Source organism: Chengkuizengella sp. SCS-71B, from assembly GCF_040100845.1.
In the GTDB taxonomy this organism is placed as follows: domain Bacteria; phylum Bacillota; class Bacilli; order Paenibacillales; family KCTC-33759; genus Chengkuizengella.
On record NZ_JAZHSH010000001.1, the window covers coordinates 808,481 to 827,823 of the forward strand.

Genomic DNA, 19,343 nt, shown 5'->3' on the forward strand with positions numbered 1-19,343 from the left:
AGAATATGCCTACGAAAAAGAGGTGTTTTACACAGTTATGGAAATAATAAAAATAGGATTGCTGTTCGTAATATATATACTAATTTTCTCATTGTTTTTTAGTATATTACGGTATGTAGTTAACAAATATCTAAGTGATTTCTATCGAGAACTTTTTAAAAAAATCGGGAAACTTTTTAATTTTTTGAAAAAGACTTTTCGAGTTAAAGAATAATGTGATACGTCCATCTTACGGATCACTGATCTGGTAGCATTTTCTTTGATAACGAAGGATGAATTTGTATATCCGTTTTTGATTCTAGTTCCAAATACCATAGCATGGTGAGGAATTGTTAAACTATCAAAGCAGAATTTTTTGTATATTTTATGCTAATAAGATGTTTGTAAAGGGGGCAGGGAAAACAATGATTTATGTAATAAGACACGGTCAAACAGACTTAAACAAGAAAAGTAAAATGCAAGGGAGAATAGGGTTACCATTAAATGAAAATGGAGTAGGACAAGCAGAAGTATTAAGAGACAAACTTCAAAAAATAGAGTTTGATTTAGTATTTTCTTCTCCACAAGAGAGAGCAATCCAAACGGCAGAGATTGTGAGTGGGAAAGAAGTCTTAATAGATAATAGGATTGACGTTTTTGATTTAGGAGAGGCTGATGGATTAAATGTAAGTGAAGTCAAAATGGCTGGTCCTGTGCCTGATCCAAGTGTTTATAAAGGTGTAGAAGATAAAAATAGGTTTGCTGAAAGAGTATTTGCCTTTATGAGTGAACTAGAAAATACGTATGGAGAAAAAGAATTTAATATTCTTTTATGTGGTCATAGATGTACGACAGGTTGTATAGGAGCATATTTTGATGGAATTCCTAAGGATGATAACATTGTACAATATTCATCCGATAATGGAGATTATAAAATATTCAATTTTAAATAATTTAATGATGAGTATGGTACTACAAAAATATAGTACTATTTTTTTATTTAATGATGGTTAAATTATAGATAAGTTTTATACAAATAAAATTGAAATGATGGAAAACAAAATGCCAAACATATTATTACTGAAGGGAGTTTGCAAATGTTTAAATCATATTTGAAGTTATTTACTTTATATCTTTTATCAATATTATTACTAAGTCCCTTTTATTTCTTTCTATTTTTTGAATCATTTAAGGTTGGTATGACGGATGGCATGGAAAATTATTATATCCCATATTTATCTATTATTTTTACTGGTTTTTTTGCAATCACGGCTATACCACTTTTGATAAGCTTAAAGAAATTATCAGAAATTAGAAATAAAGAAAAATATATAGTTTATGTTGTAGCTGCACTGGGAATGTGTCTAATTAGTTTTGTTATTTTTAACATTCCAGATTAGCTGGTACCTGTTCTATTACATTAAACGACTATCAAAAGATGGGAGATATAGAATATTCTACACAAATCAAGGATGCTATAAATCAGTATTACAAAGTTAGTGATAATTATAATCGGTGATCACTATAGCACGTCAATATATGGTATTTATTTCTAATACTTCTTTTTTAGTTTGTCTGATTTTTCTTTTCGTTTCTCTACATTACTCCAACTTAAGTGTATAATAGAAAATTGTTACGGAACAGGTATGAGTATATTTGTAATTTGGCGACCGTAGAGGATGGAAACGTGTTATACAAAAAAAGTACGCACAATCCTTAATGAATACAGATGATTTTGAAGGTTATATCACATTAATAAATATAACTCAGGTAGCTGAACCCTTATCAGTAAAACATGGAGAAAAAGACATTTGTATTGTTGACAATGGTTATATGTGGCTTCAACAATTTCCTTTAAAAGAAAAGCATTCAGTTAAGACAATGTTTAATTCTAATGGAGAAATAGTTCAGTGGTACATAGTGACCAGGTCATAGATATATGTAATAGAAATGGAATAGAAAATGGTGTTCCTTGGATAGAAGATTTATTTATAGATATTGTGGTTTTACCATCAGGAGAAGTTGAACAACTCGATGAGGATGAACTTAAAGAGGCATATCAAAGTGGCTTTATTGATAAGCGTCTATTTGATACGGCTTGGAATGAAGCAAATAAAATAAATAAACTGATTCAAGATGATGATTTTAAATTGATCAAATTAGCGAAAAATCATAAACAAATCTTAGAGAAAGAACTCAGGTAGTTATATCGGAGGTATATAATGATAAATATTAATTTCACTCCTTTTCCAGATTTGAGCACAGAACGTCTGGAGCTTAGACAACTTGATATTACAGACAAATATGAAATTTTCGCACTTCGTTCTGATGAAAAGGTTTTGGAGTTTCAAGAAAGAGAAAAATTAAAATCTATTGACGAAGCTTCAAACTTTATCAGCAAGATAAAGAAAGGGATTTCCAACAATGAATGGGTTTTTTGGGCAATTACACAAAAAGTTGATAGTAAATTAGTTGGTGGGATATGCTTATGGAATATTTCTAAAGAATTTTCTAGAGCAGATATTGGATTTGAGTTATTCCCTAACTATCAAGGAAAGGGAATTATGCAAGAAGCAATAACAGCTGTTATTGAATATGGATTTAAAAATATGAAACTAAATTCGATTGTAGCTTTTACTCATATGAACAATTCTAAATCCATTACATTATTGAAAAGAAATAATTTCATTAAAGATGAAAGTTTTAATTCTCATCCGGAGGTAGTTTATTCATTAAAAAAATAATGAGCTGTTAAAGCGACTGTAATTACATTATAGATTTCAGATGTAATTGCTCCAATTGATATAAATTTACCTTCCACAATATAGAACATGTTTCTAATAAGAGAAGCGTCTTTCATAACGAGTTTGTCCAGATTGTGGAAGTTCTCTATAAAGTTTATTAGCTTTCTAGAAAATCTTAACGATATTGTACAATCTATTTTATTCTTTAGTTTGAAAAGGTATAGTCTGAGTCACCTTCATGGTTTTTATACGCGGGAAACGTTCATCTAAGTTGTTTTCAAGTATCCACTCATGATGCGTTTCTGCAATCATGGGGGTGTCATTAACTGAAATGCCTTCCCATTCAAAATCTACTGAGACTTTTAAGGTTTGATCGGTATTTTCTTGAACAGAGAAATTTTTTGGATAATGGGCACTATCTTTCACTTGATGCTCAATCGTTGCTAACCATTCTTTAAATTGATCAATATTTACAATCTTTGAAGTAGTACTTAAATCTAATTCGAACTGATTAGCTAATAGTTCATCAAATTTATCCCCATTGACGCTTGCGGTTTCCATTAAATATAACCAATAATGCATGAATGATTTTGCCCGATTTTCGGCATAAGCAGATGAAAATTGTGGGTTTTCAATGGTCCCTGTAGGTTCTAGCTTGACTTTGGTGAAGAGAGGAAGATCATTGTCTCTTAGCTTTAAGATAGTGGAATAGTGAATTGTATAACTATATCTACTTTTATCTGGACGTATGTTTTGATAAAGTATATCTGCTTCTAGTGAAAGGCAATTGTTATCCAAACGTTTAATTTCGGTTTGTTCAACATGATGAGCATTTTGCCATCCTTCATACATCATCAATCGTTCTTCTAATCCTTCTTTTCCTTTAGTAGTCCCTGCTTGAGATGAGATTTCTATATCATCTGCTAAAATATCTAATTGATTATTAATACGAGCTTTATTAAAAGGCACCTCATACACCTGGTACCAGCGATAATACTGTGTTAAAGCCAAATGATTGTCTTTTGTTTGAATAAATTGATCCATTAATCATAACTCCTTTTTAAAATTTTATTTTTTATTTGACAAAACGGAATGATTTGACACTTTTATTCTTTCCTTTATCGAGTTCTATTATTAAATTACTGTGTTAGTTTGACCTTTAGCATGTGTTGAGCTGCTTGTCCTTTCAATATTTTTTATTTTCTCATTAATTATAAAGTTTAGAGTTAACTCTAAGTCAAGTTAAATTGTATAGTCTCAGCTCTATAAATTGAAAAGTGTTCTTCTACAATGAATCTATTTGGTTATTTCAATATTTAATTTTTCTATTAAATCTTTAAAAGCAGGTCTTTCATTTCCATCTCTTCTTCATGGATCATTGAAATTAAATGACAATTAGAGGTTTTCTCATGAGATATCTTTGTAGCTGTGGAAAATCCAATTACCACTTCACCATTTCCATTTGTAATAATGGAACCAGTACGAGATAATCCTGTTACTATTGATAAATTACATGAGATTAAAGCAGATACTCTTTTTATTCAAGGGGATAAGGAATGGGAAGATCTTTCTCGAATCTCTGAACACTTCAAACAAGTACAATCAATTCGTTTTATCATCGTTGAAGGTGCAGATCATATGGTGACACTGACTCACCCTAAAACAATCGTCAATCACATTAATTTATTTTTACACAAAAGGGTATTAGAATAATGCCTCGCACACCTGAAACAAATGATCAAATTCGACGTGAAACCAGTGAGAAAATTTTAAAAGTTGCTATGGAACTTTTCATTCAAAACGGATATCATTCTACTTCCATTGATGAAATTGCTAATAAAGCGAAAATCTCCAAAGGGCTTCTCTACAACAAAAGAGAACCCAGTTGCACAAATTTCCTATATTATAGAGGGCTCTTTGGAAAACGTCAGTAGAAAGCCGAGGGTTTTTCGATTTTTTCTTAATCTACTGACACAGCCTAAACATGATAAGGTGTTGGCTAAATATTCTAATAAATTACAGTCTGAGTTTGATAAACAATTTGAAGTTCAAAGTGAGATGTTTGAAAAACTTGGTGTTTCTAACGCTAAAATGAAATCTGTCCATTTTTCATCCACTCTTCAAGGAATTATGTTAATGTACTCAACCTATCCCAACCTGTTTCCTTTGGATGAGATCAAAGATCAAGTAATTGAAGAGTTTTGTAGATAACATATCGCGCGTTACCTTGATAGAACATCTGAGTAACGTGATAACTTCAGAAAGTTGTTGGTTTATACACAGACTAAAATATGAATAAAAAAGAAGTAAGTATCTGTTCTAGGAGGATGGTCTAATGGATATTAATGCTTTCTTAGAAAAAGTAAAAACACATCTAAAACAAAAATACGAGTGCCATACAATAATACTATATGGGTCTTACAATACAGGGGATTATTCAGAAGATAGTGATATAGATATTATTTGCTTTACCGATAAATCAGATGACCAAAACGAAGTAGAGTTGTTTGAAGGAAAACAATTAGATGTCTGGATTTACAATACTAACAAAATGAGAAACCACACCCAATATTTAAGAGTTAATAAAGGAAAGATTTTGTTTAATGATAAAGGGTTGGCTGAAAGGTTTTTATCAGAGATAGAAAAAGTATTTAATGAAGGACCGAAAAAATTGTCAACAAAGGAAAAAGAGTTTTTAAAAACTTGGTTAAGAAAGATGAAACTAAGGTCAAATAATAATGATATTGAAGGCAATTATAGGTTTCATTGGATGCTTAAAGATAGCTTGGAAATCTATTTTGAACTTAAAGGACTTTGGTATTTAGGTCCAAAAAAGTCATTTAATTGGCTTTATAAAAACGATAAAGTTGCTTACAATCTTTTTAAAAACGCTTTTGAAAAAAATAAAAACACAAATGACATTGAACAATTATTAGAATACTTATATGAAATATAGATAAAGTATACTCTTACACAAACCTATCGTTTGGGGATGTTGTAGAGAAAGGGTGATTATTTGAACTGTATATTATCGATTCAAGGTGGTATGGCTGTAGGGAAAACCACTTTAGCTAAGAAGTTAGAAAATCAACTTAGTGATGTTTATGTGACATATGAAAATCCATATCCCATTATTAAATTAAGGGAGATAAAGCATTTAGATATAAACACTAAGGAAGGATTTATTGAAAATCAACGATTATTTATTGAAGCAGAAATGAATAGATTTAATAACTTACCAGATGGAAAAATAATATATGATAGGGGTCCAGAAGATATCGAATTTTACACGTTGTATTATCCAATAGCTAACGGTTACGATTGGGATATTGAAGCAGCATTAAAAGAAGAAATTTCTGAGCTACGTAAACTTCGTTCTGATATTATTTTGTATTTAGATGCTAATGAAGAAACTCTTCATAAAAGAAAACAAAATGATTTAATTAGAAAAAGGAATTCATTTAACCAGAACATTAAATTGTACAAATATGAAAAAGAATGGTACAAGAAGTTTAATACAATATTTGTAGATGTAAATCATAAAACACCTGAACAATTGGAAAAATGGGCATTAATGACGCTTCCAGAATTAATGATATAATTTTAAAGGTTTATCTACTAGGGAGGGATTAGATGGAATATAGAGGTGCATCAGCCTATAACGATGAACAATTTTTTAAGAACTATATAAAGAGAAGAAATCGTAAGGAAAGTCCAAACAATATTATTGAAAAGCCTGTATTGTTAGAGATGATTGGGAATATAGAAGGAAAAAAGGTATTAGATTTAGGTTGTGGGGAAGCTAAATTCGGGTTAGAACTTCTTCAAAGAGGATGTATCTCTTATGATGGAGTGGAAGGTTCGGAAAATATGGTCAGAGAAGCAATTAAAAATCTAAATGAAACAGGAGGGAAAGTATATCATTCTTTAATGGAAAATTGGCATTTTCAAGCAGATGAATATGATTTAGTGGTTTCAGGGCTAGCCCTACATTATTTAGCAGAAATAAAGGATGTTTTTCAAAATATTTATAAATCATTATTAATGGATGGAAGATTTATATTTAGCGTTCAACATCCTGTGTTAACTTCATCAATAAAAAGTGCAGCTGCCTCCTCCTCAAAAGAAGATTGGATTGTTGATGATTATTTTCATAGTGGTGAAAGAGTTGAACCGTGGATCGACAAAATGGTTGTTAAATATCATCGTACGATTGAAGAATATTATCAACTATTAAAACAGGCAGGTTTTAGTATTGAAGATATTAGAGAAGGTGCTCCAAGAGTTAAAGAATTCAGTAATGAAAGTGAATATAGACGAAGAATGAGAATTCCTCTCTTCTTAATGTTTTCTTGCAAAAAATAAGAAGATTGGAGTGAAAAGAACATGTATATAAGACTTGCTAAGTTAAAAGATCTGCAACATGTGTTGAATGTGTTAAATAAAGTTACGTTAGCTTTACAAAAGAAGGGAATCAACCAATGGGAATATCCTTGGGATGTTGATAATATTAAAAGCGAAATAAAGAATAACTATACATATGTATTAATTGATACAGAAATAATAGGTGCTTTTTGCATAAAAGAAATAGATTATTTAAGTGAATTAACACTTGAATCTAATAGTAAATATTTGTGTAAAATTGCCATTCTACCTGAATACCAGGGAAAGAATTTCGGTTCTAAAATAATAGAATATGCTTGTTCTAGTGCAAATGATGTAAATAAGACGATGTACTTAGATTGTTGGGCTGGAAATGAAAAATTAAAAAAATTTTATTTGAATCATGGTTTTGACTATCAAGGTGATTTTCCTGAAGAAGATTATTTTATTAGCATTTTTAAATTCAACTAATGCATTCTAAAAAGGAGAGAGATAATGAAGCGTATTGTTATAAATTAATTCGGCGGTCCTGAAGTACTTGAAATGATGGAGACAGATATACCCTCTTTGGGTCTACATGATGTACTGATTCGAGTTGAAAAAACTAGTGTTAATTTTGCAGATATCAAAAAAGAAAAGGGAATAAAGAGAAAGGGAAATTTCCTTTATCTATCGGACTAGATGCAGCTGGAACGGTTGAAGCTGTTGGTACTGATGTGGAACATATATCTATTGGTCAAAGGGTAATCGCATTTCCTTCCGACGGATCTTATTCAGAATATGTTGTTGCAAAAGATACATTAACTTTTGCTATACCTGATAATATAGATTTCACTTCAGCAGCAGCTTGTCCAACCGTTGCAATCTTATCTCATAAACTATTAAATGATATAGGAAGATTACAGAAAGGAGAAAGTGTACTCATTCATGCAGCAGCTGGCGGAGTAGGTACAACTGCAGTTCAATTAGCTAAGTTATTAGGGGCAAGTAAAGTTATCGGTACAGTAAGCCATCAAGATAAATTTGAAGTTGCAAGGGAAGCTGGCGTTGATGAAGTCATGTTATATGAAAACTTCCCAGAAAAAGTATTGGAATTAACAGCAGGTAGAGGTGTTGATATTGTTTTAGATTCTTTAGCAGGTAGAATATCTGAACTAAGTATGGATTGTTTAGATAAGTACGGAAGATTAGTTCACTTTGGAAATTCAAGCGGTGAAATTGGTAATTTCAAAACAAATGAGCTTCATACAAGCTGTCGTTCAGTTTTAGGTTTTAGTTTAGGTACAACTAGAATGGAAAGACCTGAACTATCTAATCAAGTTTTAAAATTTATTTCAAATAAACAATTGAAAATCAAAGTAGGAAAAGAATTTTCACTACATGAAGTTAGACAGGCTCATGAGTTTGTAGAGTCTAGAAAAAGTACTGGCAAGGTATTATTAAACGTAAAAGGCTAGCATTAAATAAGCTAATAGATTTTTCAATTATTTAGAAAGGGACTTGCTTGATTTTCCTTAAATATATTTTCTTAATTTATTAATATGTCTTAGTAAAGACGGGGTACAGTATAAGTAATGATTGGAATACAATGGCGAATAATGCAGCAAAATTGCTTGCATCAAATACAGTTATTAGCCATAGAGATTTAGATTCAAAAAATGTTATGTGGAATCAAGACAATCCAGTCCTAATTGATTGGGAATCAGCTGGCTATATAAACCCTATGCAAGATTTGATTGAAACAGCAATTTACTGGTCTGAAAATGAAATAGGAAGCATTGATAAAAAAAGAAATGCACAGATCATGAAGAACAGCAGATGGGGACTAATCAAGTAACAGGAACAATAAATGAAATTAGTCGTTATGCAGATTCAATTCCCAAATTAATAGATTGGCTAAATAATGAATTACGTTTGCAGATGTAAGATCAAGAGTATCCGTTATTCCGAAATATAAAGGAATGTTGGTGGTGTGATTATGAATTTGAAGAAAATACTAGAAAATGAATACAATATTAATGCAAAGGGTTTTAATTCACAAACAGGAGGATGGGCATCGCTTGCTTTTGAAGTGATTAGTAACAATAGAACATATTTTTTGAAGGCATATGAAAAAAGTAGGGCTTCAACACCTAAATGGACATCTTTAATTGATGAGTATATACCAATAATTAACTGGTTTAATAATAATACTGCTCTGAATGGTAAGATTATTAAACCCATTAAAACAATAAATGGAAATTATAAATGTGAAGATGATAAAGCAATTTATATTTTATTTGAATTTATTTATGGGACTACTATAGGTGATAAAAATCTCACAGAAGAACAGATTAAAAGTCTTGCAGAAATAATATCAGAACTTCATTCTTATGGAAAAGAAATACCTATTGCAACAGATAAAATAAGAGAGGATTTCAAATTACCGTTCTGTTTGAGCTTGAAAGAATTTTTTGAGAATGATATTACAATTGATTCTAGTGGTATAAGAGATAGTATTGGACCATTCTACCCCAAAATTTTGGAATTAATCCATGTAACAGAAAATTTAGCGAAGATACTACTCGAAATGAAATTGAAGTTTGTACTATGTCATACTGATCTTCATAATTGGAATTTTATGCAAACAGAAAATAATTTAATTCTTATTGATTGGGAAGGATTAAAACTAGCACCAGTTGAAGCTGACATGTTTTTCTTAGTTGACAAACCCTATTATGAAAAGTTTATTGATATCTATAAACATAGACATCAAGATTTTGAAATTAACGAAAAGGTTCTTCTTTTTTATAGATTGAGAAGAAAATTAGAAGATATATGGGAATGGATGGAACTGATTTACTTTGACAATCTTGATGATAATGAAAAACAAAATTCTTTACATTATTTGATGGAAGAATGTCATTCAATCCAACATATACCTAATTATTCGGCCTTAATAATTGACAGGGAAGGAAGATCGTGAACTCCTAAGAATTAATGTAAACTATTACTTTGTATATTAAGTAATAGTTTACGTTGATAAAATGCATGCACCTTCGCATAGGATTTATACTGTTCTAAAGTCTAGTTCTAACTTAGACTATAGATTAGGTATATGAAGAAGAATACTTCTACCATGCCCTATAGGTCTATTATTTGAAATGAACTTATCGTATTACAATCAACAGTTATAAACAGATTCGTGGGATCAATATCAAATTCAAGATTACTATCTGTACAAATTTGATTTAATGGAACACAACAATTTTCCCCTGGATCAATTGTACGTCCTTCATTTGGTTTTAGTAATTCTAACGTAATGCATTGATTGCACTTATCAACTTCTTTCACTTGAAAATATACGGTTATATAACATGGTTCAAGAGGGTCACTTGAAGAATTGAGAATATCTCCAAATGCATATAACAATGTATTGTCGGTTTTAGTTAAAATAATGACATCTCCAATATTTTTTAACGCATCACAAATACAATTTTTATTCCCTTTAGGCTTCTTTCTTTTTTTAACAGTCATGAAAAACACCTCCATCTTTTGTGATAGAATAGAATATGATTTTGAAGAAAAATCTGTATGGACGGGAATCATGAGTTTGTTTTAATTGTGCTATTGTCTTTTGAGACAAAGTATTTATAACGCTTGATTTCTGATTGTTTTTCTTGTAAAGATTACTTGAAAAATATTGATAGATTGGATGTAGTAGGTGGAGCAATTGTTTCATGCTCATTTCAAGGTTTGAACATTAAAAATGGTATATAAGGTAAGGAGAATTATTTTGCAATATTTTGTTGGGATTGTACCTCCAGATGAATATATAGAAAAGATAATTCGATTCCAAAGTAGATGGAAAAATAATTTGCTTGTCAATGTAGTGGAACCACATATAACTGTTAAAGCTCAAGGTGGTTTGACTGACGACATTAGGTGGATTTATAAATTACAACAGGTATGTAAAGGTTTTTCCTCATTTGAAGTATCTTTGGATGAACCAATGTTCTTTGGTGAAAGCGTATTGTTTTTGAGTATTAAATCAGAGAAAATAGTTGAATTACATCAGAAGATTGTTAATGCAATTTCTCCTGATAATGAATTAATAAAAAAATATATGGAATTGGACGACTATGTACCTCACTTAACATTGGGACAAACATTTTGGGGTCTATCCAGTGAAGAATTAAAAGATATGGGTAATTGTTCTAAACAAGAACTCAGTCCTTACCCTACATTTGAAATCAATTTTATAAGAATATATCAAGAAATAGAAACAAACAGGTATGTAAAATATTTAGATATTTCTCTAAAAACTAAGTGAGTATAGTTATAAACGATTCGTGTTAGTATAATTCTTATACGAGGTGAGATTAGTTGAATAGAGGTAAGCAGAGTTCGAGTACTAAATTAGATTTAAGAACCCCCTTATAATTTTTTTGAAATCTTTGAAACCAATAGCTTTTTTTGTAAAATACTATACTAATAAAAAAGCGGGATAAATAATAATTGTAATGAAATGTGAGAAACCATATGTGCTAAAACAACATATTCAAAACCTTTTTTCCAATAAAGATATCCAAATAACAAGCCACCAATTCCGTTTAGTAAAAAACATCTAAAAATTAAATTTGTCGTTAACTCTCCGAACAACATTTCAGTAGCAGGTAAATGACCAGCAGCAAACAAGGCAGCCGATATAACAATTGCAATCCAATAATACTTATTACTTAAATAACCTTTATTTCGTTTGAAAATCTTCTGGAAAATCCATATCAATAAAGACATAAAAAATAATCTTAGTAGTATTTCTTCAAAAACCCCCCCATATAAAACGCCTACCAATAATCCTAGAAAAGAAAATTCAGGAAAAACAAATAAATGATAGGAATAATGATATTTTAAAATCTATTTTTTCCATTTATCTACTCTTTCCTTGAATACTTCCTTTTTTTAGAAAATAGTGATTATGATCACTAAGGGACCATATAACAACTGGAATAAGCAGTAGTGAAAAGATGCCCCCGGCAAGTGAAAGTGCTGCATAACTGGAATGAGCTACAACTATGCCAGATAGAGCACCACCAGATGCTCCAGCCAAAGCGATTAATACATCAACAGTCCCTTGTATCTTTGCACGATTGGATGGATTAGTTGCATCAACGATGATAGTTGTTCCACTAATTAATCCAAAATTCCAACCAAGCCCAAGTAAAACGAGTGAAATTATAAGTACCAATAAGGAATCTACTGGTGCTACTGCAGCCAGAACACCAGAAGCAAGTAAAATACCGCCAGCAGCAATGACCATTGCATTTCTTCCGATCTTATCTACAAGGATACCCGTTACTAGCGATGGTAGGTACATTGCTCCTATGTGGAAGCCAATGATTAGTCCCACCGCTCTCAGACCATGACCATGATCCCCCATATGTACGGGTGTCATAGTCATAATGGATACCATAACGATTTGAGTTGAGACCATAATTGTTGCCCCTGCAAAAATTCCTCGCTTATTTAGTTTACTAGATCTTTTGACATTATGATGATCCCCATCAGTTTTTAACTCATCAATTGCTTTGGCAACTAAGAGAGGGTCTGGGCGAAGTAAAACTAGAAGTACCAAACCGGCAAGGGTGAAGGCAGCAGCTGCTAAAATGAACGGACCAGCTAGAGCTGGGACTCCAATTGATATTGCAAAACCTCCCATTACATCAACCAAGTTTGGACCTGCAACAGCGCCTAAGGTGGTTGAAACCATGGCAATACTGATTGCTGTTCCTCTTTGTGTGGAATTTGCTAGATCTGTACCAGCATAACGTGCTTGTAAGTTAGTAGCATTCCCAGCACCATAAATTAGTAGTGAAGCAAAAAGAAGAGCTATATTATTAGTTAATGCTGCAATCACCACTCCTATTGCACCGAGTCCACCAGTTAAGAATCCTGTGGCAAGTCCTGAACGACGACCAAAATGCTGGGAGATTCGTCCTACGAGCAATGCAGACGCAGCAGATCCCAAAGTAAACAAGGCAACTGGAACTCCTGCATAACTATTTGTACCTAACATGTCTTGTGCAAGAAGTGCTCCTACCGTTAGACCTGCTGCAAGTCCTGCACCCCCGAAAATTTGTGAAATGACAACTATAATCAAGGTCCGTCGATATAACTGTCGTTGTTTTTCTGGAGATTCAATGTATTTTTGCAACCACTTTGGTTGCTCATTATTATTCAACATTCAGATTACCTCATTTCCAATATTTAACTTTATATAAATGCAACAATGATATGACCTATTGTATACTAAATATAAACTTACAAGAAGAGACTTATTAAATTATTTAAAAGTGTTTTAATACATTTATACTCAAAAAGAATACAAAGGTTGGGAAGATGTTACTTCTCATCCTATTCGACTAAAAAAATGAGAGGGAATCAAAAAATAGCAAATGCTTTAATCAAAATTACAAGGTCGTTTTTATTGGTATGGGTTTCAAATTACTTCAGACAAAAGCTCCACAATAAGTGCTTTCTATAGGTTGAGTCACTAATTAGAAGTCCTGAAATGACGCCGTTGACATATGAAAGAATTGAAAACTAACTTATATTTGTACAATAAGCATAAATAAAACCACATGAAATCAAGGATTATAAATTTGATTTCATGTGGTTTATTCATTTTATAAATATTAATTAAATATGTGTATGTGTTTAATAGCTTAGCTGGTAATATCCAAAATAGTTTAAAATTAGTATATAATTTAGGAAGGATTTAATTAATTTTGTCAAAATAAGGGTAACTATTAAACAATAAAAATTGATAAGACAATTCGATTTGTTTAACAAGTATAACATTATATTCCCTATTCTGTTTATTACCATGGGAGGTAGAAAAAATGGATTTGAGGTATATTAAATATGTTTTTCCTAAAGAAAAATATTACAAAACTCCAGAAGAAAATTTAGAAGACGATTCAAAGTTGAATGTTCCTTCTCATCCTGAATCTTGGGAAATTAGGCTTAATAGTCATTGGACTTATTACTTTCCAACTAACATTAAATTACCCATTCAAGGTTGGAAGATTCATATTAGTTCAACAACATATGAAGCCCAACATACGTTAGATATCACTTCTTCCTTCCTTTTCGACCAATCTGTTCCTTTCAAATATGTTTCGAACTTAAGAGATTTATTGCTGAAAAATTCAAAGTATGGTGACAGAGGCAGCTCGGGTAAATTTATTACAATTTACCCCATAGATGAATCACAATTTCTATTCCTATTAGATCATCTTCACAAATTATTAAAAGATATTCCTAAAGGACCCTATATACTAAGTGATAAAAGATGGATCGATGGGAATGTATATTTTCGCTATGGAGCTTTTGAAGAAATGTATATTAAGGATGGTGCATCTAAGATTCTAGCTATAAAAACTCCATCTGGTGAATATATTCCTGACTCTCGAGGTACATCCTATGTAGTCCCGGATTTTATAGAAGAACCTGAAGCGATTAAAGATATGACGAAGGATCAAGAAAGAATGCAGTCAGTCAACTCAGAACTTAGTAAATACAATATCAAGTCAGCTTTACATTTTAGCAATGGTGGTGGTGTGTATTTAGCAGATCACATTCATTCTGGAGTACAAGTAGTTTTGAAAGAAGGGAGACCAGAGGCGGGTCTTGATGGTCATGGTAGGGATGCAATTGAACGTTTAAAACATGAGGCTGCGATTCTTGAACACCTTAAAGGGTTGGGGAATGTTGTGGAATATCGGGAATTATTCCAAGAATGGGAACATATATTTCTCGTTGAAGAGTATATCCCTGGAACTTCATTGAAAGATTGGCTGTCATCATTTTATCCTTTTTCTAGAAGTCAAGATGCAAAAGATTATTGTGAGATTGTGATTCCTATCTTAAAACAGCTAAAGAAAGCAGTGGAAGATGTTCATTCACGAGGTATTGGTATAGGGGACTTGCAACCATCTAACATAATGATTACTACGTCAAATCGTGTAAAGCTTATTGATTTTGAAGCTGCAAGTGATGACTTAGCTGATACGGAAAATTCAGGTTTGATGACTCCTGGTTTTACTGGTGCAGAAGATTCAACAAGAGAACAGATTGATTGGTTTGCACTTTTACGTATAACTAGATATGTGTTTGTTCCTATTGGACCCGTTCAAGATATGTCTGAGAGTATATTAAAGAAACACGACCAATGGATTATGAAACATTTTGGTGAAGAAGCGATCAAAATCATAGAAGATGTTGAGGCTGAATGTAGTAAACGATCTGTTAAACCATTGGTTAGCATCTTATCTTCACCTCTGAAATATTTGGATAAAGATGACTTGCCAGAAGTTATCTCAAAACTAAGAAAAGGGATTGTTCATGATCTCAGAGCAGGAATAAGGCTTTTACCTGGGGATATTCGTCAATTTGAATCATCTTCCGGACTCCTCAATGTCTTAACAGGCGGGTTTGGAGTAGTAATGGCTCTAGCTCGCACTGGTGCATTACCAAAGAAAGCTACGGAATGGGCTGTAAAGTTCAGTGATTTTAAATATATTGACCAATTGGACGATGGGCTTTTTACTGGAAAAGCTGGGATTGCTGGGGTTCTGTATGAAATAGGATTGGTAAATGAATCTAAGGCTGTATATCATTCAATTCAAAGTCAATTAGATTCTGAAGACATATCTCTTAAAACTGGGTTAGCTGGTATTGGACTCTCCTTATTATCTGCATCAACATTAAGTAGTTTTGAGGCATTTTTTGAAAAAGCAGTAGCTATTGGTTATCGGTTGGAATCCCTTCTTGAACGGGAGATTGAGATAAAATCGAATGAACTTGATGCAGTTCCATTTGGGCTTATTGAAGGGTGGTCGGGAGTATCGTTGTTTTTTAGTGCATTGTATAGGATCACTTGGGACGAGAACTGGTTGATGTTATCCATGCGTGCTATTGAAAAGGATACGAATCATTGTGTTCTAGAAGATACAGGGTTATACCAATTTAAAGAAGATTCACGTTTTGTTTCTCAACTTGATGGAGGAAGCGTGGGGATTGGTCTAGCGATGATTGAACTACGTCATCTACTAAGAAGTAAAAAGTGGGATGATGAACTCAGAGGAATAGGGATGTGTTCTATTCAAAGGTGTTTATACAGCCCAGGGCTATTTCGTGGATTGGCAGGACTTATCATAGGTGCTAATGCTGTGGATATGGAATTAGATTTACAAGATGACAAAGCTTATTTAACTAAGACATTAGAGACAATGAATCTTTATTTGCTTGGAGATGAGAATGAACTCTTTGTTCCTGGAGACTTCAATTACAGACTCTCTGGAGACATTTTTTCAGGAGCGTCGGGGATGCTGCTTGCCCTCAACGAAGTCAATTCTTATGGATTTACCTGGTTGCCACTACCAAATATTTCAAAGTTATTCTCTTCATATTGCAACACTGAGGGGAGTAACTCTGTATTGAAAGGAGGTGATTTTTTTGAATCAAGTATTAGTTCTTCAACAATTAGAAGCCAAGAAAGACAGTAAATTTTTTATGGTACCTAGTGAAACATACCCTGTAATTGACGGAGGAGATACTGTAATTAAAATTAGTTCTAAAAAATAACTAATGATGTAGTATATTTGTTTGTAGTAACCTCATGGATAAATCATCAATGGGGTTACTTTTTTATAGTTATTATTTATCTTTAATCCAAAGATTGTGAAAGTCATACATTCCTAAACTTCCGAATTTATACCCTTGAAGGTTACTTGAGTAAGCAGTTTCTTCTTTGAAGTGAAACTGGAAAAGGATGAGGTTTTCTTGGCGGAACCAATCTTCCATTTCACACCAAATAGAAAGACGTTCATTTGTCGTTTTCCCACTAATAAATCGATCCGTAAACCTATCCATTTGTTGATTCTCTTCAAGAGTGAACACTTGACGATATAAGCTGTTATTACCAAATGGTTCAATCAAATTAATTTCCGAATCACCAACTAATATTACATTTATCATAATAAGATGCGCTTGTTGGAAAAATTCCTTTTGGAGTGTCTTTTTAAGATCAAGAGGTTGGAGTTCTAAAGATACTCCAATTTGATTACAACGGGACTGAATCCAAAGTGCGTTCTCTCTCCATTGAAGAGAAGGAATAAACATCGTTAGGGTTTCACCAGAATATCCACTTTCTTTGAGTGCTTCCTGTGCTTCTGATAGTGTATAGGAAGGAAAAACTTTCTTTTTACTACGAGTATGTAAAAAGCTGTCTGCAGGCTGAACTTCCTTCATGGTTGTATCATTAATCATCGTGTTTCGATCAAGTGCAAGGCGAATTGCTCTTCTAAATGCTGGGTGTTGTTGTGGACCTGGTTTTTTTGTTTGAAAAATAATTAATTGTGTAATCGTTACATGCTGATTCACTGTTTTTTCTTGCACCTCCAAAGAATCTACATTTCTAGTGGTCATCTTGTAAGAAAACCTGCCTTGTAGCTCCTCTGGAAAACGGAAAATTTCTACTCGATCCAACCAAGCTCGTTCCTTAAAATAATGATCAAAAGCTTCCAATATTAACTTTTCTGTAGAGAATGAACGAACAAAAAAAGGTCCTGTACCCACGACTTGTTGTTTGAAATCGACATCATATGGAACGATGGAGGCTTTGTTAGAACTCAAGATGTTTGGGAAAAAAGGGAAAGGTTGTTTGAAATGGAAAATGACAGTATGGTCTCCTGATGATTCTACCTTGTTCAAATAGTGCCTCAGCCAATAGAAGACGCTGACAGAAGAGTCTAGTACACGTTGGAAAGTATAAATTACATCTTCTGATGTTAATAGTCTACCGTGGTGAAACCGAATTCCTTTACGCAGGTAAAAGATCCACTCCTTTTCGTTTGGGGTATCCCAACCGAGAGCAAGGTGTGGGTAAATTTGTTTTGTAGTTGAATCAATACGAAGCAATGTATCGTAAATTTGACCGGCAAAATGGTATTCGAATGCTGTAGAGACTTGGGCGGGATCTAAAGAAATGAGATTTCTGTACATGGGTATACGTAAGATGTGCTTTAATTCTTTTTCCCCTTCTGTTTGAAAACCAAACCATTCTTCTAGATATTGCCCTAAGAAACTATGAATTTGGGTAGGGATGGATAAAGAGTGGAGGAACTCCATTCCTTCTTTGAAATGATCTTGTGCTAGCTGTTCCGATACATACATCTTAATGCCATCAAACAGAGAAAGTTGAAAGTTAATACGGGATCTGTATCCTCGACCACGCCCTGGCTTCCATCGTATCCATCCTTGTTTTTTTAATCGATTTAAAACCCCTTTTGCATTTGGCTGACTACAACCGAGGATATCTATGATTTCACTCAGCGTAGTTTCAAACTCAACACCATTTTTTTGAGTTGCATAAGCTGAATTTAAGATAAGGTAATGTTCGATTAGTTTCATTATTGTTACCCCTCATAGAATATTAAAGTATATATCTTATAAGTTTATAAAAGGGATGAAAATCACGGGAATTTTCATCCTTTTTAGTCGTAGTAATTATTTATACAATTATATCAGTTGCAGGGAAAATTATAAATATAAACCTAACAGTTACAAATTTAAGTATGTTGAATGAGAGTTACAAGAACAATTAAGAAGAACTGACATGGAGGTCTTGCGATATGAAGAAGATTTTAAAGGTTTTATTTATTACATTAGTGATTTTTCAATTGAGCAGTATCCATTCATATGAATTTAAAACTATCGAGCTTACTAGCCAACAATGCTGTGGTTCAGGAGGAGGGGGAGGGTGATAATAATCCCCATCTTTAAAAATAAATATTAAAAATCTATTCGGACAGTGCGTGTCGATATTTAATCGATGCGCACTTTTCTGTGTACAGTTAAAAAGCATTGTACAAGTCACTTAAATTAACATATAATGATCTAAGAGATTGCAGTAGTTATGATATATAAAATTTAATATAAAAAAATGATAGGTGCCTATGAAAATTGTTTTATTAGGTTAAAAGGGAAGCTCGGTGTGAATCCGACACGGTCCCGCCACTGTAAATGAGGACGACCTCAGTATGCCACTGTTCTACTGAATGGGAAGGGGAGGAAGTCAGTGCTCATGAGTCAGGAGACCTGCCTATAATTTAGATGCGATAATCCTTCGAGGAAAAGGAAGCTGCAAATCGAAAGGTTTAGTATGCCCTTTATTCTACACGGATAAAGGGCTTT

The 19,343-nt window shown here is 32.6% G+C and carries 24 protein-coding genes, 1 pseudogene and 1 riboswitch; of the genes and pseudogenes, 19 read left to right on the top strand and 6 right to left on the bottom strand.

The window, feature by feature from the left end:
* Positions 1-404 precede the first annotated feature (404 nt).
* From VQL36_RS03975 to VQL36_RS03995, 5 genes are all read left to right on the top strand, one after another.
* Positions 405-932, top strand: a complete 528-nt coding sequence (locus VQL36_RS03975) for a histidine phosphatase family protein (RefSeq protein WP_349248066.1) — start codon at positions 405-407, stop codon at positions 930-932.
* Positions 933-1,076: 144 nt separating this feature from the next.
* Entirely contained in the window at positions 1,077-1,379 is a 303-nt protein-coding gene (locus tag VQL36_RS03980) for a hypothetical protein (RefSeq protein ID WP_349248067.1), read from the top strand.
* Positions 1,380-1,698: 319 nt separating this feature from the next.
* Positions 1,699-1,914: a DUF402 domain-containing protein gene (locus VQL36_RS03985; protein WP_349248068.1), complete on the top strand. Its 216-nt coding sequence runs from the start codon at positions 1,699-1,701 to the stop codon at positions 1,912-1,914.
* Positions 1,890-2,183 carry a DUF402 domain-containing protein gene (locus VQL36_RS03990; protein WP_349248069.1) on the top strand — a complete coding sequence of 98 codons (294 nt, stop codon included), beginning with the start codon at positions 1,890-1,892 and terminating at the stop codon, positions 2,181-2,183. The genes VQL36_RS03985 and VQL36_RS03990 overlap by 25 nt, the downstream gene beginning before the upstream one ends.
* A gap of 18 nt (positions 2,184-2,201) precedes the next feature.
* On the top strand, positions 2,202-2,723 hold the full coding sequence (locus VQL36_RS03995; RefSeq protein ID WP_349248070.1) for a GNAT family N-acetyltransferase: 522 nt from the start codon (positions 2,202-2,204) through the stop codon (positions 2,721-2,723).
* A 198-nt stretch (positions 2,724-2,921) separates the two neighbouring features.
* Here VQL36_RS03995 and VQL36_RS04000 read toward each other — a convergent pair whose 3' ends face one another.
* Together VQL36_RS04000 and VQL36_RS21115 are read right to left on the bottom strand one after the other, a co-directional pair.
* A complete protein-coding gene (locus tag VQL36_RS04000; RefSeq protein WP_349248071.1) occupies positions 2,922-3,767 on the bottom strand; it encodes a hypothetical protein in 846 nt (281 codons plus the stop codon).
* A 284-nt stretch (positions 3,768-4,051) separates the two neighbouring features.
* Positions 4,052-4,171 (bottom strand): hypothetical protein, encoded by a 120-nt coding sequence (locus VQL36_RS21115; protein ID WP_413789469.1) that lies wholly within the window; start codon positions 4,169-4,171, stop codon positions 4,052-4,054.
* Between the two features lie 22 nt (positions 4,172-4,193).
* Here VQL36_RS21115 and VQL36_RS04005 point away from each other — a divergent pair, with 22 nt between their 5' ends.
* From VQL36_RS04005 to VQL36_RS04050, 10 genes and pseudogenes are all read left to right on the top strand, one after another.
* Positions 4,194-4,436, top strand: coding sequence for an alpha/beta hydrolase (locus VQL36_RS04005; RefSeq protein ID WP_349248072.1), 243 nt, complete (start codon positions 4,194-4,196; stop codon positions 4,434-4,436).
* Positions 4,437-4,504: 68 nt separating this feature from the next.
* Positions 4,505-4,657, top strand: a complete 153-nt coding sequence (locus VQL36_RS04010; RefSeq protein WP_349251117.1) for a helix-turn-helix domain-containing protein — start codon at positions 4,505-4,507, stop codon at positions 4,655-4,657.
* Positions 4,641-4,934, top strand: a complete 294-nt coding sequence (locus VQL36_RS04015; protein ID WP_349248073.1) for a hypothetical protein — start codon at positions 4,641-4,643, stop codon at positions 4,932-4,934. The genes VQL36_RS04010 and VQL36_RS04015 overlap by 17 nt, the downstream gene beginning before the upstream one ends.
* A gap of 124 nt (positions 4,935-5,058) precedes the next feature.
* On the top strand, positions 5,059-5,679 hold the full coding sequence (locus VQL36_RS04020; RefSeq protein WP_349248074.1) for a nucleotidyltransferase domain-containing protein: 621 nt from the start codon (positions 5,059-5,061) through the stop codon (positions 5,677-5,679).
* Between the two features lie 90 nt (positions 5,680-5,769).
* Entirely contained in the window at positions 5,770-6,324 is a 555-nt protein-coding gene (locus VQL36_RS04025) for an AAA family ATPase (protein ID WP_413789554.1), read from the top strand.
* A gap of 32 nt (positions 6,325-6,356) precedes the next feature.
* Positions 6,357-7,088 (top strand): class I SAM-dependent methyltransferase, encoded by a 732-nt coding sequence (locus VQL36_RS04030; RefSeq protein WP_349248076.1) that lies wholly within the window; start codon positions 6,357-6,359, stop codon positions 7,086-7,088.
* A 21-nt stretch (positions 7,089-7,109) separates the two neighbouring features.
* Positions 7,110-7,577 carry a GNAT family N-acetyltransferase gene (locus tag VQL36_RS04035; RefSeq protein WP_349248077.1) on the top strand — a complete coding sequence of 156 codons (468 nt, stop codon included), beginning with the start codon at positions 7,110-7,112 and terminating at the stop codon, positions 7,575-7,577.
* A gap of 72 nt (positions 7,578-7,649) precedes the next feature.
* Positions 7,650-8,563: pseudogene (locus VQL36_RS04040) on the top strand (quinone oxidoreductase family protein).
* Positions 8,564-8,694: 131 nt separating this feature from the next.
* The gene (locus tag VQL36_RS04045; protein ID WP_349248078.1) at positions 8,695-8,943 is read left to right on the top strand and encodes a phosphotransferase; all 249 of its coding nucleotides are present in this window, start codon (positions 8,695-8,697) and stop codon (positions 8,941-8,943) included.
* Between the two features lie 141 nt (positions 8,944-9,084).
* Complete coding sequence (locus VQL36_RS04050) at positions 9,085-10,071, top strand: aminoglycoside phosphotransferase family protein (RefSeq protein ID WP_349248079.1); 987 nt, start codon at positions 9,085-9,087, stop codon at positions 10,069-10,071.
* A 158-nt stretch (positions 10,072-10,229) separates the two neighbouring features.
* Here VQL36_RS04050 and VQL36_RS04055 read toward each other — a convergent pair whose 3' ends face one another.
* On the bottom strand, positions 10,230-10,622 hold the full coding sequence (locus VQL36_RS04055; RefSeq protein ID WP_349248080.1) for a CotY/CotZ family spore coat protein: 393 nt from the start codon (positions 10,620-10,622) through the stop codon (positions 10,230-10,232).
* Positions 10,623-10,881: 259 nt separating this feature from the next.
* Here VQL36_RS04055 and VQL36_RS04060 point away from each other — a divergent pair, with 259 nt between their 5' ends.
* Complete coding sequence (locus tag VQL36_RS04060) at positions 10,882-11,418, top strand: 2'-5' RNA ligase family protein (protein ID WP_349248081.1); 537 nt, start codon at positions 10,882-10,884, stop codon at positions 11,416-11,418.
* A 158-nt stretch (positions 11,419-11,576) separates the two neighbouring features.
* Here VQL36_RS04060 and VQL36_RS04065 read toward each other — a convergent pair whose 3' ends face one another.
* Both VQL36_RS04065 and VQL36_RS04070 read right to left on the bottom strand, forming a co-directional pair.
* Positions 11,577-12,002, bottom strand: a complete 426-nt coding sequence (locus tag VQL36_RS04065; RefSeq protein ID WP_349251118.1) for a CPBP family intramembrane glutamic endopeptidase — start codon at positions 12,000-12,002, stop codon at positions 11,577-11,579.
* 13 nt (positions 12,003-12,015) lie between these two features.
* Positions 12,016-13,329 (bottom strand): MFS transporter, encoded by a 1,314-nt coding sequence (locus VQL36_RS04070; protein ID WP_349248082.1) that lies wholly within the window; start codon positions 13,327-13,329, stop codon positions 12,016-12,018.
* 658 nt (positions 13,330-13,987) lie between these two features.
* Here VQL36_RS04070 and lanKC point away from each other — a divergent pair.
* Entirely contained in the window at positions 13,988-16,654 is a 2,667-nt protein-coding gene (lanKC, locus tag VQL36_RS04075; protein WP_349248083.1) for a class III lanthionine synthetase LanKC, read from the top strand.
* On the top strand, positions 16,605-16,733 hold the full coding sequence (locus tag VQL36_RS04080; RefSeq protein WP_349248084.1) for a hypothetical protein: 129 nt from the start codon (positions 16,605-16,607) through the stop codon (positions 16,731-16,733). Before lanKC ends, VQL36_RS04080 begins: the two co-directional genes overlap by 50 nt.
* A gap of 72 nt (positions 16,734-16,805) precedes the next feature.
* Here VQL36_RS04080 and VQL36_RS04085 read toward each other — a convergent pair whose 3' ends face one another.
* On the bottom strand, positions 16,806-18,560 hold the full coding sequence (locus VQL36_RS04085) for an ABC transporter substrate-binding protein (RefSeq protein WP_349248085.1): 1,755 nt from the start codon (positions 18,558-18,560) through the stop codon (positions 16,806-16,808).
* A 221-nt stretch (positions 18,561-18,781) separates the two neighbouring features.
* On the opposite strand from VQL36_RS04085, the gene VQL36_RS04090 reads away from it, so the two are divergent.
* Positions 18,782-18,913: a hypothetical protein gene (locus tag VQL36_RS04090; protein WP_349248086.1), complete on the top strand. Its 132-nt coding sequence runs from the start codon at positions 18,782-18,784 to the stop codon at positions 18,911-18,913.
* A 167-nt stretch (positions 18,914-19,080) separates the two neighbouring features.
* Positions 19,081-19,270, top strand: a riboswitch (cobalamin riboswitch).
* Positions 19,271-19,343: the final 73 nt, after the last annotated feature.